The organism is Thalassolituus sp. UBA3500 (assembly GCF_002377545.1).
Taxonomy (GTDB): Bacteria; Pseudomonadota; Gammaproteobacteria; order Pseudomonadales; family Oceanobacteraceae; genus Thalassolituus.
Map to the genome: position 1 here is coordinate 172,512 of NZ_DFQB01000032.1, position 22,000 is coordinate 194,511.

General features: G+C 51.6%; 20 protein-coding genes. 6 read left to right on the forward strand and 14 right to left on the reverse strand.

Annotated elements, in window-relative coordinates; genetic code table 11:
• Positions 1-78: 78 nt before the first annotated feature.
• The gene (locus B2R29_RS08265) at positions 79-1,152 is read right to left on the reverse strand and encodes a CvfB family protein (protein ID WP_301180614.1); all 1,074 of its coding nucleotides are present in this window, start codon (positions 1,150-1,152) and stop codon (positions 79-81) included.
• A 34-nt stretch (positions 1,153-1,186) separates the two neighbouring features.
• Positions 1,187-1,468, reverse strand: coding sequence for a peptidylprolyl isomerase (locus tag B2R29_RS08270; RefSeq protein WP_068435553.1), 282 nt, complete (start codon positions 1,466-1,468; stop codon positions 1,187-1,189).
• Between the two features lie 86 nt (positions 1,469-1,554).
• Here B2R29_RS08270 and B2R29_RS08275 point away from each other — a divergent pair, with 86 nt between their 5' ends.
• Together B2R29_RS08275 and B2R29_RS08280 are read left to right on the forward strand one after the other, a co-directional pair.
• Positions 1,555-1,875, forward strand: coding sequence for a DUF3301 domain-containing protein (locus B2R29_RS08275; protein ID WP_301180615.1), 321 nt, complete (start codon positions 1,555-1,557; stop codon positions 1,873-1,875).
• Positions 1,876-1,917: 42 nt separating this feature from the next.
• Positions 1,918-2,151 carry a GNAT family N-acetyltransferase gene (locus B2R29_RS08280; protein WP_301180616.1) on the forward strand — a complete coding sequence of 78 codons (234 nt, stop codon included), beginning with the start codon at positions 1,918-1,920 and terminating at the stop codon, positions 2,149-2,151.
• 2 nt (positions 2,152-2,153) lie between these two features.
• Here the strand turns inward: B2R29_RS08280 and B2R29_RS08285 are convergent, their stop codons facing one another.
• Positions 2,154-2,861, reverse strand: coding sequence for a glutamine amidotransferase-related protein (locus B2R29_RS08285; RefSeq protein WP_301180617.1), 708 nt, complete (start codon positions 2,859-2,861; stop codon positions 2,154-2,156).
• 3 nt (positions 2,862-2,864) lie between these two features.
• Positions 2,865-3,122, reverse strand: a complete 258-nt coding sequence (locus tag B2R29_RS08290) for a DUF3820 family protein (protein ID WP_068435734.1) — start codon at positions 3,120-3,122, stop codon at positions 2,865-2,867.
• Between the two features lie 249 nt (positions 3,123-3,371).
• Here B2R29_RS08290 and B2R29_RS08295 point away from each other — a divergent pair, with 249 nt between their 5' ends.
• On the forward strand, positions 3,372-6,017 hold the full coding sequence (locus B2R29_RS08295) for a bifunctional diguanylate cyclase/phosphodiesterase (RefSeq protein ID WP_301180618.1): 2,646 nt from the start codon (positions 3,372-3,374) through the stop codon (positions 6,015-6,017).
• A 66-nt stretch (positions 6,018-6,083) separates the two neighbouring features.
• Here B2R29_RS08295 and B2R29_RS08300 read toward each other — a convergent pair whose 3' ends face one another.
• The gene (locus B2R29_RS08300) at positions 6,084-6,365 is read right to left on the reverse strand and encodes a pyrimidine/purine nucleoside phosphorylase (protein WP_301180619.1); all 282 of its coding nucleotides are present in this window, start codon (positions 6,363-6,365) and stop codon (positions 6,084-6,086) included.
• Positions 6,366-6,615: 250 nt separating this feature from the next.
• Here B2R29_RS08300 and B2R29_RS08305 point away from each other — a divergent pair, with 250 nt between their 5' ends.
• Positions 6,616-8,514: a DEAD/DEAH box helicase gene (locus tag B2R29_RS08305; RefSeq protein ID WP_301180620.1), complete on the forward strand. Its 1,899-nt coding sequence runs from the start codon at positions 6,616-6,618 to the stop codon at positions 8,512-8,514.
• Positions 8,515-8,667: 153 nt separating this feature from the next.
• On the opposite strand, the gene B2R29_RS08310 is transcribed toward B2R29_RS08305, so the two are convergent.
• From B2R29_RS08310 to urtA, 9 genes are all read right to left on the reverse strand, one after another.
• Positions 8,668-9,045: a zinc ribbon domain-containing protein gene (locus B2R29_RS08310; protein WP_301180621.1), complete on the reverse strand. Its 378-nt coding sequence runs from the start codon at positions 9,043-9,045 to the stop codon at positions 8,668-8,670.
• 15 nt (positions 9,046-9,060) lie between these two features.
• Positions 9,061-10,290, reverse strand: coding sequence for a formamidase (gene fmdA, locus B2R29_RS08315; RefSeq protein WP_301180622.1), 1,230 nt, complete (start codon positions 10,288-10,290; stop codon positions 9,061-9,063).
• Between the two features lie 10 nt (positions 10,291-10,300).
• Complete coding sequence (locus tag B2R29_RS08320; protein WP_301180623.1) at positions 10,301-11,371, reverse strand: AAA family ATPase; 1,071 nt, start codon at positions 11,369-11,371, stop codon at positions 10,301-10,303.
• 14 nt (positions 11,372-11,385) lie between these two features.
• On the reverse strand, positions 11,386-12,432 hold the full coding sequence (locus tag B2R29_RS08325) for an aliphatic amidase (protein WP_068436054.1): 1,047 nt from the start codon (positions 12,430-12,432) through the stop codon (positions 11,386-11,388).
• Between the two features lie 12 nt (positions 12,433-12,444).
• Positions 12,445-13,134, reverse strand: coding sequence for an urea ABC transporter ATP-binding subunit UrtE (gene urtE, locus B2R29_RS08330; RefSeq protein WP_076515079.1), 690 nt, complete (start codon positions 13,132-13,134; stop codon positions 12,445-12,447).
• An 11-nt stretch (positions 13,135-13,145) separates the two neighbouring features.
• Positions 13,146-13,910 (reverse strand): urea ABC transporter ATP-binding protein UrtD, encoded by a 765-nt coding sequence (gene urtD, locus B2R29_RS08335; protein ID WP_076515078.1) that lies wholly within the window; start codon positions 13,908-13,910, stop codon positions 13,146-13,148.
• The gene (urtC, locus tag B2R29_RS08340) at positions 13,903-15,090 is read right to left on the reverse strand and encodes an urea ABC transporter permease subunit UrtC (RefSeq protein ID WP_301180624.1); all 1,188 of its coding nucleotides are present in this window, start codon (positions 15,088-15,090) and stop codon (positions 13,903-13,905) included. Before urtC ends, urtD begins: the two co-directional genes overlap by 8 nt.
• A gap of 15 nt (positions 15,091-15,105) precedes the next feature.
• Positions 15,106-16,032 carry an urea ABC transporter permease subunit UrtB gene (gene urtB / locus B2R29_RS08345; RefSeq protein WP_301180625.1) on the reverse strand — a complete coding sequence of 309 codons (927 nt, stop codon included), beginning with the start codon at positions 16,030-16,032 and terminating at the stop codon, positions 15,106-15,108.
• Between the two features lie 106 nt (positions 16,033-16,138).
• The gene (urtA, locus tag B2R29_RS08350; RefSeq protein ID WP_301180626.1) at positions 16,139-17,395 is read right to left on the reverse strand and encodes an urea ABC transporter substrate-binding protein; all 1,257 of its coding nucleotides are present in this window, start codon (positions 17,393-17,395) and stop codon (positions 16,139-16,141) included.
• Positions 17,396-17,615: 220 nt separating this feature from the next.
• Between urtA and B2R29_RS08355 the strand changes: the two genes are divergently transcribed.
• A complete protein-coding gene (locus B2R29_RS08355; RefSeq protein ID WP_301180627.1) occupies positions 17,616-21,056 on the forward strand; it encodes an ATP-binding protein in 3,441 nt (1,146 codons plus the stop codon).
• Entirely contained in the window at positions 21,053-21,991 is a 939-nt protein-coding gene (locus B2R29_RS08360) for a response regulator transcription factor (protein ID WP_301180628.1), read from the forward strand. Before B2R29_RS08355 ends, B2R29_RS08360 begins: the two co-directional genes overlap by 4 nt.
• Positions 21,992-22,000 lie beyond the last annotated feature (9 nt).

Here is a 22,000-nt window from a genome sequence, read left to right on the forward strand (position 1 = left end):
CAGAAAACGAGTCTGAAGCCCTTCACCACACACCAGAGCGCCTCTGGTGGTGAGGGGACGTGTCTGACCTGACAGGGCTTACTTCTTCAGGCGCAGAGTCTTGCCCGAGGAAGTCTTGGGATTGCGGTATACCGTTTTTTTCCGAGGTGCAGGGGAAGGGCTGTCATCCTTGTTGGTGCTGGGCTGCTCTTTCCGTTCGGTATGCTTCTTAGCGCTGTTTTTCGCCGCCTGTTGCTTTGGTTTAGCCTTTGGATTGGCTTTGCCCCCGGCTTTTTTCAGCGCTTGCTTGCGATCCTCGTCACTGGCTAAGCGGATACCCGTTTCTTCAATCACAATGGCGCGCTCTTTATAGAGCTTGCCGACGGCCATCTTGAAGGCTCGTTTGCTGACGCCAAAGTGCATTTCGATCAGCTCTGCCGGACTGTAGTCATTCAGACCCAGAGTGCCGCCGGAGTCTTCAAGTTTCTGCAGAATGCGTTTTGACAGCGAATCAGCGCGCTGATGGCCGATAGGCTCAAGGCTGAGGTCCAGGCGCTGGTCTTCTCGTACCTGTCGAATAAAGCCCTCAGTCTTCTGACCCACACGAATCGCTTTATGAATCTGGCTGCTGTGGAGTACGCCCCAGTAAGTGTTATCGACAATGGCTTTGTAGCCAATATCGGTACGCTGGGCGATCAGTAGCTTCACTTTGTCTCCCATCTGATACGGATCTGCAGCCCCCGGCCAGTTGGCACTCGCTTCATCTTTAATAAAACGATTCAGACGAGTCGTACCGATTAAACGCCCCGTGTTGTCGCTGGTCACATACACGACGTACGATTGCCCGGCTTCCATCCGTTGCTTCTGTTCAGCAAAAGGAACGAACAGATCTTTAGGCAGGCCCCAATCGAGGAAGGCGCCCGTACGGTTTACGTCTTTCACCATCAGGCTTGCAGCCTGGTTCAGTTGCACTCTTGGGCGCTGAGTCGTCGCGATCAGACGATCATCGGAATCGAGGTAAATAAATACCTCAAGCGTACTGCCGGCTTCTATGCCCTCAGGCACAAAACGGTTGGGCAGGAGCACGCGCTCGCCGCTGTCATCGCTCAGGTAGAGGCCTTGCGGTTGCCTGTCGGCGACCGTTAGTGTGTGAAACAGACCGGGTGTCATCATAGTGTTCTCCGTATTTTGAGGGGCGCCAGCGTCTTCACTGACGGTAAAGTGTTTTAATCAGGTGCCAGCCGAATTTGGTTTTCACCGGCCCTTGTACCTTCAGAAGGGGGCCTTTGAAGACAGCGTCTGCAAAGGGCTTGACCATATCGTTGCGACCGAACTCACCCAGTGAGCCACCCTGTTTACCGGACGGGCACGTGGAGTGTTTACGTGCCAGCTTGTCGAACTCAGCCCCTTTGTTCAGTTGCTTCAGCAGAGATTCGGCTTCCTCACGGGTTTTAACGAGAATATGGCAGGCGCAGGCGCGGTTGGCCATGATGGAAACCTCCGGAATACTGACGGGTCATACAGGTGTGTTACTCTCAGCGCGGATAATATCACAGGCCCACAGATGAGGTACGGGTGGAATTACTGGTCATAGCGGCAATTGCCGGATTGGGGCTGCTTGGCTGGCCCGCGATTCAGAGACAGCAAGCGGCACGGGTGCTGGCGCTCAGATACCTGCGCAAACAGTGTCAGCAGGAAAACCTGCAACTGCTGGACGACACCGTATCATTGGCGCATATGCGTATTAAGTTCGTAAAAGGGCGGCCGGTACTGATACGCGGCTATGAATTTGAGTTCAGTGTCGATGGCGGTAATCGCTACCCAGGCTCAGTGGTACTGGAAGGCTATCGCCCGGTATCCCTTGTGTTGGCAGTGCACAGCAATCCTGAGGCCTGATACGGCCCAGATCCAGCGAAAGATAAAAGAGAGAACGAAACCATGGTCAAACACGAATCAGAGAAGTCCCGCTTTGTGATTGAACAGGATGGCAATGAGTGCGTACTCGACTACGTTCTGAAGGGTGACAGTGTGAATTTTACGCACACCTACGTCCCATTCCGGTTACGAGGCAAGGGGCTCGCCGAGCAACTGGTCGAATCCGGGCTGCAGTGGGCTACTGAGAACTCATTCAATATTAAAGCCAGCTGTTGGTACGTAAAGAAGTTTCTCTGAGCCTATCGAGGTAGATGAATAAATTCGATCATCCAGCGCGCAATGGTCTCGCTGTCGTTTGGTTGCTCTAAGGTATTCATCGCCTGCGTCAACCGCTCGTCGCCGACGTCTTCTCTGCGACGCTCCAGCAATCTTCTGAAGTACTCTGGGGTAAATTCAGGATGCCCCTGAAAGCTCAATACGAGATCGCTGAGATACCAGGCGGCGTACTCGCAGAAGTCACTGCAAGCGAGTCTGCGCGCTTCCTCAGGCAATGAGGATACCTGGTCTTTGTGACTGTAGATCAGCTGATACGCTGGTTGATCATCGTTGAGCCACATAGGACGATGATCTATCTCCGTCATATGGTTCCCCACCCCCCAGCCTTTATTGCTTAATCCCGCGTGGCCACCCAGAGCGTGCGCCAATAGTTGATGGCCAAAGCATATACCCAGCATGCGTTCTTTTCGGGCGTGCGCTTCCTGTACCCAGTCCATTAATGGAGGCAGCCAATGCTCAGTATCGTAGACGCCGGTTTTCGAGCCGGTCAGTAAATAGGCATCACAGTCTCCATGAGACGGCAGTTCACCGTCGTGAACCTGGTAAAAAATATAGTTCAGGTGCGGATCAATGCTGGAAAGAAGCTCAGACAACATGACGCCATACGAGGAATAATCGTCGATCAGGTCGTCATAGAGAACATCACATTCGAGAATACCAAGCGTGGCCATAGTTCAGTGGGTTCCTTTTGCCTCGGGTTGTATCAACTTTGCCGGATACGCTTTCTTCAGAGGTTGAAGAACGTCTTCTACCCCGTGAATACGTATCTCAAGCATCATAGCAAGCAGGTCGCCCAGATGCCCCTGAGGAAACCCCTTCTTTTGCATCCACAGCAGATATTCTTCAGGAATGTCGCAAATGCGTTTTCCCTGATATTTGCCGAATGGCATCGTCATCTGAACCAGCTGTAAAAGGTGCTCTTTAGTGTACATTTTTTGGCCTGTGTGGATTATTGAGGCGGCTCGGAAACAGTTTTGATTCTAAAAAGTTCCCCGGATTCTTTCAAATTGTTAAAAAGTCAGTTACACCTCATATTGATAGTCTACACTTCAAGACATCTACCGGGTGATAGAGTCTGAATGGCGCCCGGATACCAAGCAGTAAGGCTCGTCTGATATGTATATGACCATGGGTCATCAGGTTGTGCCAGCGTAAGCGATATCAGGAGCCAGAGAATTTGTATGGTTGTGCTGACCTCAACAGCTGAAGGGAAATATCAGCCGAGTGAGGGATGGAAACGTGTAGAAGAAGAAAGTCGTCGTGCAGGTGTCATGAAAAGTGGACGCTTTGGTGCGGCGGATTTACGTCTGGAGACCATCCTGGAGAGAACAATCCGGGTGTTTATTACCACCCGCGCAGCGACCTTTGCGACCGATGTCGAGGGTGCCCTGTTTCAGATGGCTCGTGTTCTGAAAGCCAGAGCTGCGGCTCTGTATATAGCGACAGATGACTCGGGTAAACGCCCTGAATTAGCCGTTGCTGTTTCTCCTAATGATACTGATCAACTGGCTGATGTTGTTCGCGGGGGATGGTCTACCCAGGATGCCAGTATTTCACCACGTTGCTCTTTTGCAGATGACGAAAGCCCGAATGAAGAAGCATTGCGTCACTACCTCGGAGGGAATCGCCTTTCTACCATTCCTCTGCTGAACGATTATGGTGTGACGGGTTGGTTATTTCTTACATTTGATGACCCGACATTGCGTCTGTCTCCGCGCAAATTGACTCAGCTTGGCACGTTCGCGCAATTCTGCTTGCTGATGCAGGAGCGGTTGCATGTGATGGAAGTACTCGAAGATCGTGAGCATCTGCTACGCCAGACTGAACGTCTGGCGAATATCGGTTCTTGGTACGACGATGTTGAAAACGATCAGATCACCATCACTCCACAAACGGCCGCGATTTTTGAACAGGATGAAAACCTCGAAATCGTCAGCCTTTCACAGTATTTCGAGTTTATACACCCTGAAGATATAGAGCGTGTAGCGCAGACACTGACGGAGAGCATGAACGAGTGCAAACCGTCTGACATGACCTACAGAATTACGTTGCCATCGGGTACAGAAAAAGTGATTCATGGGCGTGCAGAGGTCATCGTTAATGCCGAAGGACGGGTGGTCGCGCGTGTTGGCTCAGTACAGGATATTACCGAGCAGCAGGCGCGGGAAAATCGCCTGCGCCTGGCGATGACGGTATTTGAATTTTCAATGGAGGGCGTAGTTATCACCGACGCCCAGCAGAAAATAGAAGCGGTAAATCCTGCGTTTAACACCATCACTGGATATTCTGAGCGGGAAGCACTTGGGAAGCCGCTGAGTTTTCTTCGCTGCGGCCGTCATAATCAAGAATTCTATCAGCGCATTAATAGTCAGCTCAGAGACCGTGGCTACTGGCGCGGAGAGATCTGGACGACGCGTAAGAATGGCGAAAGCTACCCGCAATGGTTAACCCTGACCTTAGTACGTGATGAACAGAAGCGTATTACGCATTATGTTGGCGTCTTCTCCGACATGTCGCGCATTAAAGAGCATGAACAGCAGCTTAAGCATTTATCTAATTACGACTCTTTAACCAATCTGCCTAACCGGCACCTGTTACTGAGTCGTCTTGAGGGTGCCATTGCTGATGCGACCATTAATCAGCGTAAAGTCGGCGTTATTGCTATCGATCTCGATCATTTTAAACATATTAATGACAGTCTGGGGCATCCCGCCGGCGACCGTCTCCTGCAGGACTTTGCTAAACGTCTGCGCCAGCGACTGAGAGATTCAGATACTGTTGCGCGTCAGGGCGGTGATGACTTTGTGGTTGTGCTTGAGAGCGTTGGTAATGTCGCACAGGTTGAAAAAGTCGCCGGTATTATTCTCGAATTACTCAAGACGCCGTTCGATGTGGGGGTAGGGAAAGACTTTTATATTGGCGCCAGTATCGGTGTCACTATGTTCCCGGATCACGGTGCGGATGTGACTCAGTTACTGAGTAACGCCGATGTGGCCATGTACGAGGCTAAGAAAGAAGGCCGCAACATGTACAAGGTCTACAGCAATGAGATGACGCAGGTCGTAGCTGACCGCCTCGAACTGGGTAATCGCCTGCGCCAGGCGTTGACGACAGAAGATGAGTTGCGCCTGTATTATCAGTCTCAGGTTGAACTGACAGAGGGACGAGTGGTGGGTGTCGAAGCTCTTATTCGCTGGCATACGCCTGATGGCGAGGTCATTCCTCCGGGGCGCTTTTTACCCGTGGCAGAAGAGGGGGGCATGATGCCGGATCTCGATAGTTATGTGCTTGGTGTTGCCTGTCGGCAGATTGCTTGTTGGCAACAGGACGGTATTGAGAAGATCACTGTCGCTGTCAATATTACCCAGCCCACGTTTATGGCCGGTGGCCTGGTGGGGCGCCTCACCGCTCTATTGGAAGAAACGGGTATTGATCCGAGCTGGCTTGAGTTGGAAATCACAGAAGGCGCTCTGCTCGAACCCAGCTCTCAGGTACTGAGTACTATTTCAGGGCTGAAGGCATTGGGCGTCGCACTGGCAATCGATGACTTTGGAACCGGCTATTCCTCGTTGTCTTATTTGCATCGTTACCAGGTTGATAAGCTTAAGATCGATCGTGGCTTCGTTCAGAGCGTTGAAGTTGAAGACGAAGGCAAAGTGATTACCCGGACGATCATTCAGATGGCGAAAGGCCTGGGATTGCAGGTATTGGCTGAAGGGGTTGAAACGGAAGGTCAGTTGCACTTCCTTCGGGATAATGGCTGTGAAACCTGTCAGGGTTTCTTCTTCAGTCGCCCGGTCCCTGTTGACGAGTTGCGGCTGAACTGAGCGCGAGGTTACTGATGAGTGACACATCGGGCGCTGAGCGCCCGATGTGACTCTGAAGTGCTTCACTTACTCGTAGGTGCAGAAGTAAGCAGTCTGACCTGACAGGCGCACTTTGAACTTCACATTAGCTTCAATCTCGAAGGATTCACCATTCGTGAAGGTCTGCCATTCTTCGCTGCCCGGCAGCAGCACTTCCATCTTGCCTGACACGATAGTCATGACTTCTTTCTGGCTGGTGCCGAATTCGTAATCGCCTGGCTCCATCACGCCAACAGTGGCCGGCAGCGTCTCTGTTTGCAGGGCAATCGACATTACCTTGCCATCAAAATACTCGTTTACTTTTAACATTTCAGACTCTCCTGTGGATCTGGCGGGCGATTATACGCAGGCACTGCCCATGAGAGCAAAATAGATGAGCAAAAGCGCGATGATTTGTGTATACTCCGCCACCCTTTTAAATCAGATCGTCGGGCAACACCGTGTCAGCAGCACCCTGAGGGGTGTTCGGGGTCAACAGATGCCTCATTGAGCATTGCACGGACAGCAGAGAACTGACCGTCAACGGTAAGCCCCTAAGCGATTGTACACAGGTGAAAATATGACCGATTCTAACAGCACAGGCTTTGCGAGCCTGGGCCTTCCATTTCCTGTACTCCGTGTTCTTGAAGAGCTGGGTTACGAAACGCCTTCTGCCATTCAGGCAAACAGTATTCCGCCATTGCTGGAAGGCAAAGACGTGCTGGGTATGGCCCAGACGGGTACTGGTAAAACCGCAGCATTTGCACTGCCACTGCTGGTGCGTACCAATCCTGACTTCCGTACACCACAGGTGCTCGTTCTGGCGCCAACCCGTGAACTTGCTCAGCAGGTCGCAGAAGCGGCAAAGACCTACAGCAAGCACATGAGCGGCATCAACGTGACTGCTATTTACGGTGGTTCAGACTACGGCAGTCAATTGCGTGAGCTTAAGCGCGGACCACAGTGGGTGGTGGGAACGCCGGGTCGTGTGATGGACCATCTGCGTCGCGGTACTCTGAGTCTGGCTGACATTAAGGCGGTTGTCCTTGATGAAGCCGATGAAATGCTGCGTATGGGTTTTATCGACGACGTAAACTGGATTCTGGAGCAGGCACCGGCAAAGCGTCAGGTCGCTCTGTTCTCGGCAACCATGCCAAAAGAAATCCAGCGTGTCGCTGAAACTCACCTGAACGAACCGGTACAGGTGAAGATTGAATCAAAGACAACCACCAATGACCGTATCCGTCAGCGTTACTGGTTTGTAGGTGGTGTGCATAAGAATGACGCACTGCTGCGTATCGCCGAAACTGAAGATTTTGATGCCATGATGATTTTCGTGCGCACCAAGCAGGCAACGGAAGAAGTGGCTGACTTTATGGCTGCGAACGGCTTCCGTTGTGCACCTCTGAACGGCGACATTCCCCAGCAGCAGCGTGAACGTGCTGTTGAAAAGCTGAAAGCAGGCAAGCTCGACATGATCGTGGCGACCGACGTTGCCGCTCGTGGTCTTGACGTTGAACGTATCAGCCACGTTATCAACTACGACATTCCACAGGATACAGAGTCGTACGTTCACCGTATTGGTCGTACTGGCCGTGCTGGGCGTGAAGGTGAAGCGATTGTATTTGTACGTGGTCGTGAAAAGCGCATGCTGCGTGATATCGAAAAAGCCACGCGTCAGCCGATTGAAGAAATGCCGCTACCAAGCGCAGCGCAGGTTAATGAGAAGCGTCGTGAAGCTTTCCGTGCGCGTATTATTGATGCATTGAATACCGAGAAAAATGCACTGTACCGTGAAATTATCGAGTCGGTTCTGACGGAACATCCGGTCGATGCACTCGACGTTGCCGCTGCGTGTGCAAGCCTGATTCAGGGTGACAAAGCGCTGTTTATTGATGAAAAAGCCGATCAGAAAATGCAGGAACGCAAAAAGCGTGACCGCGATGATCGTGAGCCTCGTCAGCAGCGTGAACCACGCGACAGAGGTGATCGCGGCAACCGTGGCCGTAAAGCGACACCAGACATTAACCCGCTGCCATTAAAAGGTCAGCCGGGTGTCGATATGGTGCGCTACATGGTGGGTGTTGGCTACGATGACGGTCTGCGTCCGGGCAACCTTGTGGGTGCGGTAGCAAACGAAGCGGACCTCGAAAGTCGTTATATCGGTCATATCGAGATTCTGGAAAACTACTCCATTGTTGATCTGCCAGCAGGTATGCCACCAGAAACGATGAAAACACTGCGTAATGCTCGTGTGTGTGGTCGTGCGCTTGAAATTAAAGAGTTTAAAGGCGAAGCCGGTGTACCTGAGCGCAAGCCGGGTGGGCCTAAGCGTCGTGACGGTGGCTTTAAAGGTAAGGGGTCGAAAGACCGTGATTTTAAAGGCAGTCGTGACTTTAAAGGCAGCCGCGATTCTAAAGATAAGCCTCGTAAGCCTCATCGTAAGGGCGGTAATGCGCCTGCACGTAACGCCGACTGATAAATCTTTTATCAGTTAAATAAGGCGACAGGCATACTTCGTCGTCTTATCAAAAAGCCCCGGGCAAATGCCCGGGGAAGTCTCAAAACACTGATCGCCTCAGAAACAACCCCCGAAAAAACTGCAAGGTGATTCAGGAGCTGCAGTGAGCTGTCAGTGACTGATCATCCATGGCCGCATCGAGGGGAACATCTTGTTGCCTTCCGCGGTATACATCAGATTACTCCGACGTTTTTTCGCGTTACAACCACAGTTGCTACCATGCTTGTGGGCATGGCGCTCCTGCTTTTCCTTCTCGCGCGCATGGAATTCACCGGCGGTCATTACGTCCGGCGAGTGACTTGCTTTTTCGTTCGCTTCCATGGCTTCCCGCCGCTCTTTGATCATGCTGGCAATTTCAGGTGGCAACACAATCACCCGCGCAGACATAGTCTGGCATTGCGGGCAGAACGCGGGTTTATCATGGTGCTCCATCGAAGCCAGTTCCTGGAATACACCGTGCTCAGGGCATTTATAATCATAGAGTGGCATAGTTAAATCCCCTTATTAAAGATCTGGTGCTTTTGGAATGTCGATGCTGCCATCGAGGTGTTTCTTAGGTCCTTCGGAATTCGGCTGCACGTCGAACTCGAAGATATCCGTTGGTAACCAAAGCGTCGCACAGGAGTTCGGAATATCAACCACACCACTGATGTGGCCCTGTACCGGCGCACAACCAATAATGGCGTAACCCTGTGCTTCGCTGTAACCGAATTGGGTCAGATAGTTAATGGCGTTATGACAGGCCTGGCGATAGGCAATGCTGGTATCCAGGTAATGCTGTTTACCATCCTCATCAACAGAAATACCTTCAAAAATCAGGTAATCGTCGTATTTCGGTACCATTTTACTTGGTTTGAAAATTGGATTTTTAACCTGATATTTCGCCATACCATCCTTGATGATATTAACGCGCATGTGAATCCAACCGGCCATTTCAATGGCACCACAGAACGTAATTTCGCCATCACCTTGTGAGAAGTGAAGGTCACCCACAGACAGGCCCGCGCCATCAACATAGACAGGGAAGTAGACTTTAGAACCGCGAGTCAGGTCTTTAATATCACAGTTACCACCGTGCTCACGCGGAGGAACAGTACGGGCGCCTTCTGCTGCGGCTTTGGCTTTTTCATCGCCCGATAAGCGACCCATGTGAGCGGTCTCTGCATAAGGCAGTGTTGCCAGCTCTGGAACGCGCTCAGGGTCGGTGTCAACTAACGCTTTCTCACGAGTATTCCACATATCCAGCATTTTCTTGTCTGGCAGGCAGCCGATCAGACCAGGGTGGAGAATACCGGCAAATTCAACGCCTGGAACGTGACGCGAGCTGGTCATCATACCGTTGAAGTCCCAGATGGATTTCTGTGCTTCCGGGAAGCGGTCAGTCAGGAAGCCACCGCCGTTCTTTTTCGAGAAGAAGCCATTAAAGCCCCACTGGCTATCAGGAAAGGCACCGATGTCGAGGATATCAACTTCTAACAGGTCGCCTGGCTCTGCGCCCTCGACTTTAATTGGGCCGGATAAAAAGTGAACCTGGCTCAGGTCGACGTCACGCACGTCGGAAGCGTCGTCGTTATTTTCAATCTGACCACCGGTCCAGTCATAACATTCAACAATGAAGTCATCACCGGGTTTTACGGTTGCTACCATCGGAATGTCCGGATGCCAGCGGTTGTGAACCTGGTCATTGTCATAAGCGGATTTACTGAGATCAATTTTAATGATGGTATCAGTCATGGTTTTCTCCTTAGGTAGCCTTAGGGCTTTTCGGGGTAAATTCCGGTTCGGAAGGGAATTCAGAGTGTGTTTCCGCAAGGGAAACCGGAAGCAGTGAGATCCGTCGATCTGACAGAACCCCCTGCAGGTGTATATTTATGTCTTCGTAGTGCGAGGTCAGATAGCGCGCAACTTCGGTCACCACAAGATCACGAAAGCGTCGCTCAATGGCACGCGCGCCGTACTTACGAAATCCCGACGTCGTCACAATAAAATCACGAACAGCAGGCTCCAGTTCGATACTGGTGTTATGGCGTTTAAGTTGAGCGTTCAGTGACTTTTCAAGACCTTCCACCAGGTCTGGCATATCGTCTGTGGTCAGTGCTGAGAAATACTCAACAATGCCAATGCGGTTGATAAATTCCGTATTAAAATGGCGTTCCAGTGCGCGCTTATAAAGACCACTGCGGTTAACGCCGGGAACGGAGTCCAGCCAGCGTAATGACTCCGCGAAGCGGCTGCCGACATTGCTCGTCATAAACACCAGCGTATTGGTGAAACTGATCGACTTCTGTCCCGACGCCAGCTTCAGGGTGCCGTTGTCGAGGATGTTCATCAGACTCAGTACCACCGAGTGGTCTGCTTTTTCTATTTCATCGAACAGGACAATGCCCGGGCGCGAGCTTGTGCCACTGATCAGTTCTTCGTTAAGTAAGCTGAGGTTTTCTTTGCTGCCCACATAGCCTGGCGGCGCACCTGTGATGGCTGCGCTGTAGTGGCTTTGTGCGAGGGTATTCATATCGATACGACAGAAAGCATCGCTGCGACCGTGAATCGCTTGCGCGACCTGCCGCACCATTTCGGTTTTACCAACGCCGGTCGCCCCGATAAATAGCGCTGAGAGCAGTGGACGCCGACGGTCGTTAAGTCCGGCACTGATCACGTTCAGTTGTGATTCAAGCCGATCAATCACAGCATCCTGACTCCGGATGCAGGCTTTCAGGTGCGCTGACACTTCAGCTGGCTGAAAGGCAAAGCGTGACAACAAAGGTTGGCTTTGTGATTGTGCCTGTGAACGAATGCGATCAGTGACGAAGACCATCGGTTATCAGGCGATTACTCGCCAGCCTCCATTGGACGTTCTTCGACCGGTAAATTCCCCACCGGACAGTCGGCAACGCCGACCGTTGTACGGGTCATGGCTTCAACATCGGCCTGCGCTTTTTCTGCGTCGGTCACCCAGGTACGGTAGAACTCAAATGGACAGTCTGCGATGCCTTTATCACCGTCGCCGGACGCGTGTACGCCGCTGTAACCTCGGTGCAGAAGTTTGAATAAATGGTTCTGCGACTGATCATTTTTGCGGGCATCGCGAATCTGTGAGACTGACAATTGGGCATACTGGACTCCCATGTCTTCTTCACCACATTCGCCGAGTGTGCGGCCGTCAAAACCGATGAGTGCAGAGTGACCAAAATACGAATACACACCATCGAAGCCCGTCGCATTGGCGACGGCCACGTAGCAGTTGTTGGCCCACGCCATGGTCTTCGCCATCATGATCTGCTGTTCTTTGGCTGGGTACATATAACCCTGACAACGAACAATCAGTTCGGCGCCTTTCATGGCACAGTCGCGCCAGATTTCCGGATAGTTTCCGTCGTCACAGATAATCAGGCTGATTTTTAATCCTTTCGGACCTTCACTCACATAAGTGCGGTCGCCCGGATACCAGCCTTCAATCGGGCACCACGGAATGCACTTACGATATTTCTGAACGATTTCGCCTTCGTTATTGATCAGGACTAACGTGTTGTAGGGCGCTTTATTCGGGTGTTCTTCGTGCTGTTCGCCCGTTAGTGAAAAAATTCCCCAGGTATCGGCCTCTTTGCATGCAGCTGCGAAGATGTCCGTTTCATCACCCGGGATAGTGGCAGCAGTGGCGTACATTTCCTCTTCGTCGTACATGATTCCCATTGTTGAATACTCTGGGAATACCACCAGATCCATGCCTGGTAGTCCGACTTTCATGCCCTTGATCATGTCGGCTATTTTGCGCGCGTTGTCGAGGACTTCAGCTTTGCTGTGAAGACGTGGCATTTTATAATTAACGACTGCAACACCAACGGTATCTGGGCTACTGGAAATATCACCGTGACGCATAATGTTCTCCGCTTAAACAGAAAGGTATTTTGAAATGGTTTCCTGGTCGGCTTCTTCGACCGGTACGTCCAGTACAATTTTTCCTTTTTCAATCACCAGAATCCGGTCAGCGACATCCAGTGCAAAACTGAGCACCTGTTCGGAAACCAGAATCGATAAGCCACGCTGAGTGCGTATCTCTTTCAGCGTTTTGGCCATATCTTTGATAATGCTGGGCTGAATACCCTCGGTGGGTTCATCCAGAATAAGGACATCAGGGTTACTCGCTAACGCACGCGCTATGGCTAGCTGTTGCTGTTGACCGCCCGACAGATTTCCACCCCGACGATGTTTCATTTCATCCAGCACCGGGAAGATGCTGTAGAGATCGGATGGAATGTGACGTTCACCGGTGCTGGTCAGTCCGGTTTCGATGTTTTCTTCTACGGTCATGGTGGAGAAAATCATCCGGCCCTGCGGCACGAAGGCCAGACCAGCACTGACGCGCTCGTGACTCTTTAATGGCGACAGTTCTTTGTCGGCTAATTTAACCGTGCCTCCCTTACTTGGAATCATGCCAATCAGGGATTTCATCAATGTGGTTTTGCCCATGCCATTACGACCGAGGATGGCAATGATTTCGTTCTCTTTAAGGGTCAGGTTCATACCATCAATGATGGTGCTCTGGCCGTAGGCCACTGAGTAATCGTTTAATTGCAGCATGGCAGGCCTCCTTAGTGACCGAGATAAACTTCAACGACTTTCGGGTCAGACTGCACCCGATCCATTGAGCCTTCAGATAAAACCTTGCCCTGGTGAAGCACAGTCACCCGGTCGGCGATGTCGGCAACGAATTGCATATCGTGTTCAATCACAAGTACTGAGCGGTCTTTAGTAATTCGGTGTAGCAGGTCTGCGGTTTGTTTACGTTCAGAGACCGACATACCAGCAACCGGCTCATCCAGCATCAGGAGTTCAGGGTCCTGAATCAGCAGCATGCCAATTTCCAGCCATTGCTTCTGACCGTGTGACAGCAGATCCGCTGAGGTATCGAGTTTGTCGCCAAGGAAAATCATGTCAGCGATTTCTTTTACTTTGTCGACGACCTCTTTATCGCGACGGAAGAAGAGGGCACCCCAGACGTTGCGTCCACGCGGGAACGACAGTTCAAGGTTTTCGAATACCGTCAGGTCTTCATAAATGGATGGGTTCTGGAATTTCCGACCAACGCCTGCGTGAACAATCTGGTGTTCGTTCAGCTTGGTTAATTCTTTACCCTTAAATTTAATCGAACCTTCAGTGGCCTTGGTACGGCCGCAGATGAGATCCAGTACCGTCGTCTTACCGGCCCCGTTAGGGCCGATAATGACGCGGATTTCCTGTTCTTCGACGTACAGCGATAAATCGTTCACTGCTTTAAAACCATCGAAGGACACAGTCAGACCTTCTACGCTCAAGACAAAGTCTTTTGCCGGAATGGATTTCGTTGACTCAAGCATGTTTGCGCTCCTCAGAAGTCAGTGTCTCTTCGTTGTTATCTGCTTTGTCGGATGAAGCATCTTTCGCTGCAGGAGTAGGTGCCGAAGGTGAATCGTCCTTTTTGCTCAGTTTCAGCAGCAGAGGTTCGATATACCGCTGGTAAATACCGGCCAGGCCATTCGGGAAGGCCATTACTACGCCGATGAACAATGCACCCATGGCAAACAACCAGAGTTCAGGGAAGGATTCAGAGAAGCTGGTTTTCGCCCAGTTAACCAACAGGGTGCCGTACACCGCGCCCAGGATTGACAGGCGACCACCCAGTGCGCAGAAGATCACCATTTCAATCGAAGGCACGATGCCGACGAAGGTCGGTGACATAAAGCCAACCTGCAGGGTGAACATGGCACCGCCAATCGCTGAAATCGCAGCGGCGAGGCAGAAGATAAAGATCTTGAAGCCAGAAACATCGTAGCCAGAGAAACGCACACGCTCTTCACTTTCACGCATCGCGACCAATAAGCGACCAAGTTTGCTTTTAATCACAAAAGCGGCAACGAACAGGCAGATAAACAGCAGCAGCGCGTTGATGTAGTAGAGGATGTATTTCGCTTCGTCAGTGCGGATATCCCAACCATGCAGTGTGCGCAGGTCAGTAATACCGTTCACACCGCCGGTGTAACCTTGCTGACCGATAATCAGGATGGTCAGGATGGCCGCAACCGCCTGCGTAATAATGGCGAAGTACACACCACCGACACGACGCTTGAACATGGCAACAGCAATGATAAAAGCGAAGACCGCGGGCACAGCAATAACAGCGAACAGAGTAAAGCCAAAGCTGTGGAAGGGTTCCCAGAACCATGGCAGTTCGGTGAGCTGGTTCCAGTCCATAAAGTCCGGAATGCCGGGAGTAGACTGAATCGCTGTATTTTCAGGTGACGAGGCTTCCAGTTTCAGGAACATCGCCATGCAGTAACCGCCCAGGCCAAAGAATACCCCCTGACCGAGGCTGAGAATGCCACCGTAGCCCCAGCAAAGAACCAGACCGAGGGCAACGAAGGCGTAAGTGAGATATTTACCCACCAGGTTAAGGCGGAAGATATCCATCGACAGCGGCAGGATCACCAGCAGTAGAACTGCAAGAATGATCATGTGGCTGTACTGATTGCGGGCAATAAAATCGGCAAATTTATTCATCAATTAGACTCCTGCTCAGTGACGTACTTTGAGAGTGAACAGACCCTGAGGACGAAGCATCAGAATGCCGACCACAAACAGCAGGGTGAGTACTTTGGCCATTGAGCCGCTGAGGAAAAACTCCATCGTTGACTGGGCCTGAGAGATGGTGAAGGCCGAGGCGACGGTACCCAGAAGGCTGGATGCACCACCGAACACAACAACAAGGAAGGTATCAACGATATACAGCTGACCAGACGTCGGACCGGTAGAACCGATCATGGTGAAGGCAGAACCGGCGATACCTGCAATGCCGCAGCCGAGTGCAAATGTCATGCGGTCAACTTTCTCGGTATTAATCCCAACAGCCGCAGCCATCGGACGGTTCTGTACAACGGCACGGGTTTGTTTACCCAAGCGGGATTTCTGCATCATTAATGCAACGCCGACGGTAATAACAATCGTCAGGCCCATAACAAAGAGGCCGTTGACGGGAACCTCAACAAGATCGGTTACCGGGTACGATCCCATGAGCCAGTCAGGCAGAGTGACACCCACTTCGCGTGCACCAAACACACTGCGGTAGAGCTGCTGAAGAATCAGGCTGAGACCCCAGGTGGCGAGTAGGGTATCAAGTGGGCGACGGTACAGATGACGGATCATCGCCCATTCCACAAAGGCCCCGAGAGCCGCCGTCACGAAAAAGGCAACAATCATGGCGACAAAGAAATAACTGTCGTAAATCACTGGCAGGTAGTCAGCAAACAGATTTGAAATTATGTAGGTAACGTAAGCACCGAGAATCATAAATTCGCCGTGTGCCATATTGATCACACCCATCTGGCCGAAAATAATCGCCAGGCCGAGTGCCATCAGAACAAAAACAGAAAACAGGATAAGTCCGGCAAACCCTTGCATAGCAAAAATGGAGGTAAGCTCGGATGCAGAATATTCGGCAAACATGATGTTTCTCCCCGGTGGATCAGAAGCCCGGTTGCGGCCCGGTGAATGGTGCGGGCCGCTTCCGGAAGGAAAGGTCAGTTAATTAACCTTGGTATTGCGTGGGGTTTTACTGGTAACCCTCAGGGAATGGATCAGGCTCGATCAGGTCATCACTTTCATAAACCACTTTGTACTGGCCATCTGGTTCAGCCAGACCGATGCGGGTTTTCGACCAGAGGTGGTGGTTTTTATGAACACGGACGTAACCTTCTGGCGCTGTTGTCAGCTCGATACCAGGAGAGGCTTCACGAACTTTATCGATGTCAAAAGAACCGGCTTTTTCGACCGCTGCTTTCCACAACCATGGGCCAAGGTAAGCTGCCTGAGTTACGTCACCGATCACGATGTCGTCACCCCAGCGTTCTTTGAACGCTTTTACAAACGCCTGATTGTTTTCGTTAGGCAGAGACTGGAAGTACTTCATTGAAGCGTAAATGCCTTCAATGTTCTCACCGCCAATACCAAGGATTTCATCCTCGGTGACTGAGATGGTCAGGAACAGCGGCTTCTCTTTGCCCATGTCGATACCGGCCGCTTTCAGCTGCTTATAGAAGGCAACGTTGGAACCGCCCACCACTGAGATGAATACAACGTCAGGCTTTTTCAGCTTGATTTTGTTGATCACAGAGTTGAACTGAGTGTGACCCAGTGGGTAGTACTCTTCACCCACCACTTTTGAACCCAGTACGTTTTCGATGTGCTTGCGGGCAATTTTGTTGGACGTACGTGGCCAGATGTAGTCAGAACCCAGCAGGTAGAATTTCTTCGCACCTTTTTCACGAGCCGCCCAGTCCAGACCTTCAAGAATCTGCTGAGTCGCTTCCTGACCGGTGTAGATCACGTTAGGTGACTGTTCCAGACCTTCGTAGAAGGTTGGGTAGTAGAGCATGCCGTTATACTGCTCAAAAACTGGAAGAGCAGCTTTACGTGAGGCTGAAGTCCAGCAACCGAAGACGGCCGCGACTTTATCCTGAACCAGGAGCTTCTTGGATTTCTCAGCAAAGGTCGGCCAGTCGCTGGCGCCGTCTTCCTGAATGTATTCAATCTTGCGGCCAAGCACACCGCCCATGGCGTTGATCTGTTCAATCGCAAGCTTCTCTGCCTGTACTGAACCGGTTTCACTGATCGCCATGGTGCCAGTAACAGAGTGCAGAATACCGACTTTAACGGTATCGTCCGTTACTGCCAGACCGGTGGTGTTCGCTTCGTCTGCCAACGCTGGAACGCTTGTATGTGCAAGCATCAGGGCGGCGGGTATTGCGAGTAAGTTTTTCAGAAAACCGCGCCGTGCAAGCGCTGTGTTTTCAAAGGATGGTAGTCGCATAGTCAGGCCTCACTTAGGTAGTTTGTGGTTGCTGTGACCTTTTCAGATTGCCTGTAGAGACAGTGTCAGAACATTCGTTGAACGCTCCACCGGGGTACGTCATTTGACGCATACGAGTTGGCACGGGATATGATTAATATAAGTCGCCAGGATGCGATAACAGATTTTACAAACGCGATAGAAGATTTATGGACGCGACAGCAGACTTCCTGGAGACCGGATGGCAAACCCTCAACTACTGACTACCCGTCGTAACTACAATCGCTGGGTTGCCAACCAGACACTCGAAGACTTTGCACTTCGGTTTACGGGTAAGAACGCTCGCCGCTGGTCATCAGCGCGGGTATCCAATACCGCACTGGGCGCCATCTCGTTTCTGGCGCTGGAGGCCATCGGGGCTGCCATCACACTGGTCTATGGCGTTCATGCTGCGCTTTTGGCGACCATGGTGGTCTCTGCGATCATCTTTCTGACGGCGATTCCCATCAGCTATTACGCTGCGCGCTATGGGGTCGACATTGATCTGCTCAGTCGGGGAGCCGGGTTCGGCTATATCGGCTCGACCGTCACCTCGCTGATCTACGCGTCGTTTACCTTTATCTTCATGGCGCTCGAGGCCGCTATCATGGCGTCGGCCATGGATATTCTCTTTTCTGTACCCTTATGGCTGGGCTATCTGATCAGTGCTTTGATTGTGATTCCGCTGGTGACTCACGGGATTACCCTGATTTCCCGTTTTCAGTTATGGACGCAACCGCTGTGGTTTCTGCTGCAGCTGACGCCGTTCGTGTTTATTCTGTGGCAGGAAACTCAGGCCATCAGCGACTGGATGAACTTTGAATCACCGGTTGCACCGTCACAGGGCAGCGGCGTCAGTCTGATCTATTTTGGTGCTGCATCCGCCGTCATCTTTTCATTGATTGCCCAAATAGGTGAGCAGGTCGACTTCCTGCGTTTTTTACCAGAGCCGAAACCGGGTCAGCGACTACGCTGGTGGACGGCCTTGATCATTGGCGGGCCGGGCTGGATTCTGATGGGGGCCATTAAAATCATGGCCGGATCGTTTCTGGTCGTGCTGGCACTCAGTCATGGGCTTGGTTATGACGAGGCGGGTGACCCGACCCACATGTACGCTGTTGCGTTCAGCTATCTGACCGATTCACCGCTGGCGGTGATGGCTCTGACGGGTATTTTCGTGGTGCTCTGTCAGGTGAAAATTAACGTGACCAATGCCTATGCGGGCTCAATCGCCTGGTCGAATTTCTTTTCGCGCCTGACTCACAGTCACCCAGGTCGTGTGGTCTGGTTATTCTTCAACGTTATGATCGCTATTCTGGTCATGGCACTGGGTGTGTACGAATCACTCGAACATATTCTGGGTATTTATTCGAATGTCGCTGTGGCTTGGGTCGGTGCGCTCGTTGCTGACCTGGTGATTAATAAACCGTTAGGCCTGAGCCCTAAGCATATTGAGTTTAAGCGGGCGTATCTCTACGACATTAATCCTGTGGGCTTTGGCGCGATGGTGCTCGCGTCTTTGTGCGGGATACTGTCGTTCACCGGTATCTGGGGAGAGACGGCACAGGCGATGTCTTCGTTTATTTCGCTATTTACTGCGTTCTTTCTGGCACCGTTTATCGCTCTGATTACCGGAGGCAAGTACTATCTTGCACGTGAGATTATTCCACTGTCGCCAGCGACCGAGCAGCTAACCTGTATTGTCTGCGAGAACGAATTTGACCGCGAAGACATTGCCGTTTGCCCAGCCTACAACGGACATATATGCTCCTTGTGCTGCACTCTTGAATCTCGTTGTCATGATCAGTGCAAAGACAACGCACGCTTCAGTGATCAGATTGCCGCGACGCTGACGACCATACTTCCAGACCGCTTAGTGCATCGTCTTAATCCTCGTATTCTTCAGTTCTCAGGTCTGTTGACCATTATTGGCGGCATTGTGGGGCTGTTGTTCTGGTTGGTATATATGCAGGCGCCGTCTGATAACAGTATGCAAGCTTTGCTCGGCAGTAGTCTGTTGCAGGTGTATGTGTTGTTGATGATTATTGTCGGTGTTCTCATCTGGTTATTTGTACTCGCTAATGAGAGTCGGGAACTGGCTCTCGACGAAGCCACAAAACAAACGGATCTGCTGTCGCAGGAAATTACCGCTCACGAAGAAACAGACCGTGCGCTGCAGCAGGCGAAAGAGCTGGCAGAAGCCGCTAATCAGGCAAAAAGTCGCTATCTGGGGGGCATCAGTCATGAGCTACGTAGCCCATTGAATTCAGTACTGGGGTACGCACAATTACTCGAAAGAAGTGATGGCCTCAGTGAGAAGCAGCAGCGTCAGGTTAATCTGATCCGTAGCAGCGGCGAGTATCTTGCCGACCTGATTGAAGGCCTGCTGGATCTTTCCCGTATTGAGGCCGGGCGACTTGAGATCCGCCGTGATGAGGTCAACCTGAAGCGCTTGCTGAATGACCTGGCCGAAATGTTTCGTCTGCAGTCGGTGGCTAAGGGAATTACGTTTACCTACGATGCACCAGCCTACTTACCAGATATGGTACGCACCGACGAAAAACACCTGCGCCAGATTCTTACTAATCTGTTATCGAATGCCGTGAAATATACAGAGTCTGGCGGTGTTACCCTGAGCGTAAAATATCGCAGTCAGGTTGCTGAGTTCACAGTGAAAGACACTGGCCCGGGGATCAGTGCTGAAGAGCATAAAAAGATATTCCAGCCATTTGAACGTATTCGTAAACCCGGACATCCACAACAGCCGGGCACGGGTCTGGGACTGACGATCAGCCAGCTGCTGGCTGATATTATGGGCGGTGAAATCACACTGAAAAGTGCTCCGGGTTCGGGCAGTACTTTTCGTCTGACTATGATGCTTTCCAGTATTGAGAGAAAAGCTCACCTGACGGACAAACCTGTGGCTCCGGCTCAGAAAATCATAGGATATGAAGGCGATAGAAGAGTCGTACTCACTGTCGATGATGAACCATCGCATCGCGGACTTATCAGTGAAACCTTATCGCCACTGGGTTTTACCGTTCTCGAAGCTTCGGACGCCGATGAGTGCGAAGCTGTACTGAGCGAAGCGCGTATTGACCTGTTATTGCTGGATATTTCCATGCCGGGGCGCAACGGCTGGACCTTGTTACAGAAGCTCCGTAGCGATGGTTTTTCTGCACCTGTTATTATGGTGTCAGCGGATGCGGAAGATCGGGTATCAGCAGAAGGTAACGGCGCACTTTCTGAACCCGGCCTTCGTTTAAACGATGACTATCTGATTAAACCCATGAAGGATCAGGTGTTACTCGATAAAATTGCGCGCCAACTGGATCTCAGCTGGGTTTATGAAGGCAGCGCTCAGGCGGTGGCAGAACAGGGGGGCGTCGCTCCCGTCAGCGACGCACGATTACGTGAATTTATGTCATTTTCGCAACTGGGTTATGTGGCCGGGCTGGAAAGCCTGATTGATGTCTGTGAGCAGGAACAGCTTGATCCTGATTTCATCAGAGAACTTAAGCGTTGCATAACATCGTTCCGTTTTGCTGACGTTCATGCCATGTGCTCCGAGCGCCTGGATGCTCAATCTCCGAAGTCACAAGATAATACTGGTGAGTCCAGTATTGGGAGTGAAACACCATGAGTCCTGAAACAGGCTCGTCTAAACCGGGTACCGCGACTGGAAACTCAGGGACGATTCTGATCGTTGACGATACACCCGAATCTCTGGCCTTTATGAATGAGGCTTTAGCCGGCGCAGGGTATACCGTATTAGTCGCAATGGATGGTGAGCAGGCATTAAATATCGCCCGATTAATGACGCCCGATCTGATTCTGATGGATGGTGTGATGCCGCGCATGGATGGGTTTGAGACCTGTCGTGCGTTGAAAGCCTCACCTGATAGTGAAGACGTGCCGGTCATATTTCTGACAGGCCTGAGCGACAGCAGTGATGTATTAAAAGGGCTTGAGGCTGGCGGTGTCGACTACCTGACCAAGCCGGTCAACCTCGATGAAATGCTGGCACGTGTGCAGGTGCACCTGTCTACGGCAATGAAAACCAAGAGCGCCCGTCGTGCCCTTGAAGAAATGGGACAGCCGGCGTTTGCCTGTGATGTCAACGGAACCTTGCTCTGGGCAACGCGAGTCGCCGAAGAACTGCTGGGAAGCACAGGGGCTGAACTGGCAAGCTGGCAACCGGTATTAAGCCAGGATTTACCTGCATGGTTGACCCGCTCGCCAGAGAGAAATGCCATGCTGCGATTAACGTCCGATCAGGCCGAAGTCAGTGTCCGATATCTGGGTCGCCCGTTACCGGGAGAGTACCTGATGCGCTTCGTATTGAATGAAGAGGTTGCTGCGCGTAAGGCCCTGCAGGCAGCGTTTGATCTTACCGATCGTGAGACGCAGGTACTGTTCTGGCTCAGTCGGGGCAAAACCAATCAGGAAATTGCGCAAATACTGGAGATGAGCCCCAGAACGGTGAATAAGCATCTTGAGCCTGTATTCCGTAAGTTGGGTGTTGAGAATCGCACGGCAGCGGTGGCCACCGCATTAGCTATCTCAGGGCAACAATAAGTTATCAAC

Excerpts from the sequence above, each read along its gene's own strand:
- B2R29_RS08265 (WP_301180614.1), bottom strand. The coding sequence starts at position 1,152 with ATGATGACACCCGGTCTGTTTCACACACTAACGGTCGCCGACAGGCAA.
- B2R29_RS08270 (WP_068435553.1), bottom strand. The coding sequence starts at position 1,468 with ATGGCCAACCGCGCCTGCGCCTGCCATATTCTCGTTAAAACCCGTGAG.
- B2R29_RS08280 (WP_301180616.1), top strand. The coding sequence starts at position 1,918 with ATGGTCAAACACGAATCAGAGAAGTCCCGCTTTGTGATTGAACAGGAT.
- B2R29_RS08285 (WP_301180617.1), bottom strand. The coding sequence starts at position 2,861 with ATGGCCACGCTTGGTATTCTCGAATGTGATGTTCTCTATGACGACCTG.
- B2R29_RS08290 (WP_068435734.1), bottom strand. The coding sequence starts at position 3,122 with ATGTACACTAAAGAGCACCTTTTACAGCTGGTTCAGATGACGATGCCA.
- B2R29_RS08295 (WP_301180618.1), top strand. The coding sequence starts at position 3,372 with ATGGTTGTGCTGACCTCAACAGCTGAAGGGAAATATCAGCCGAGTGAG.
- B2R29_RS08300 (WP_301180619.1), bottom strand. The coding sequence starts at position 6,365 with ATGTTAAAAGTAAACGAGTATTTTGATGGCAAGGTAATGTCGATTGCC.
- B2R29_RS08305 (WP_301180620.1), top strand. The coding sequence starts at position 6,616 with ATGACCGATTCTAACAGCACAGGCTTTGCGAGCCTGGGCCTTCCATTT.
- B2R29_RS08310 (WP_301180621.1), bottom strand. The coding sequence starts at position 9,045 with ATGCCACTCTATGATTATAAATGCCCTGAGCACGGTGTATTCCAGGAA.
- fmdA (WP_301180622.1), bottom strand. The coding sequence starts at position 10,290 with ATGACTGATACCATCATTAAAATTGATCTCAGTAAATCCGCTTATGAC.
- B2R29_RS08320 (WP_301180623.1), bottom strand. The coding sequence starts at position 11,371 with ATGGTCTTCGTCACTGATCGCATTCGTTCACAGGCACAATCACAAAGC.
- B2R29_RS08325 (WP_068436054.1), bottom strand. The coding sequence starts at position 12,432 with ATGCGTCACGGTGATATTTCCAGTAGCCCAGATACCGTTGGTGTTGCA.
- urtE (WP_076515079.1), bottom strand. The coding sequence starts at position 13,134 with ATGCTGCAATTAAACGATTACTCAGTGGCCTACGGCCAGAGCACCATC.
- urtD (WP_076515078.1), bottom strand. The coding sequence starts at position 13,910 with ATGCTTGAGTCAACGAAATCCATTCCGGCAAAAGACTTTGTCTTGAGC.
- urtC (WP_301180624.1), bottom strand. The coding sequence starts at position 15,090 with ATGAATAAATTTGCCGATTTTATTGCCCGCAATCAGTACAGCCACATG.
- urtB (WP_301180625.1), bottom strand. The coding sequence starts at position 16,032 with ATGTTTGCCGAATATTCTGCATCCGAGCTTACCTCCATTTTTGCTATG.
- urtA (WP_301180626.1), bottom strand. The coding sequence starts at position 17,395 with ATGCGACTACCATCCTTTGAAAACACAGCGCTTGCACGGCGCGGTTTT.
- B2R29_RS08355 (WP_301180627.1), top strand. The coding sequence starts at position 17,616 with ATGGCAAACCCTCAACTACTGACTACCCGTCGTAACTACAATCGCTGG.
- B2R29_RS08360 (WP_301180628.1), top strand. The coding sequence starts at position 21,053 with ATGAGTCCTGAAACAGGCTCGTCTAAACCGGGTACCGCGACTGGAAAC.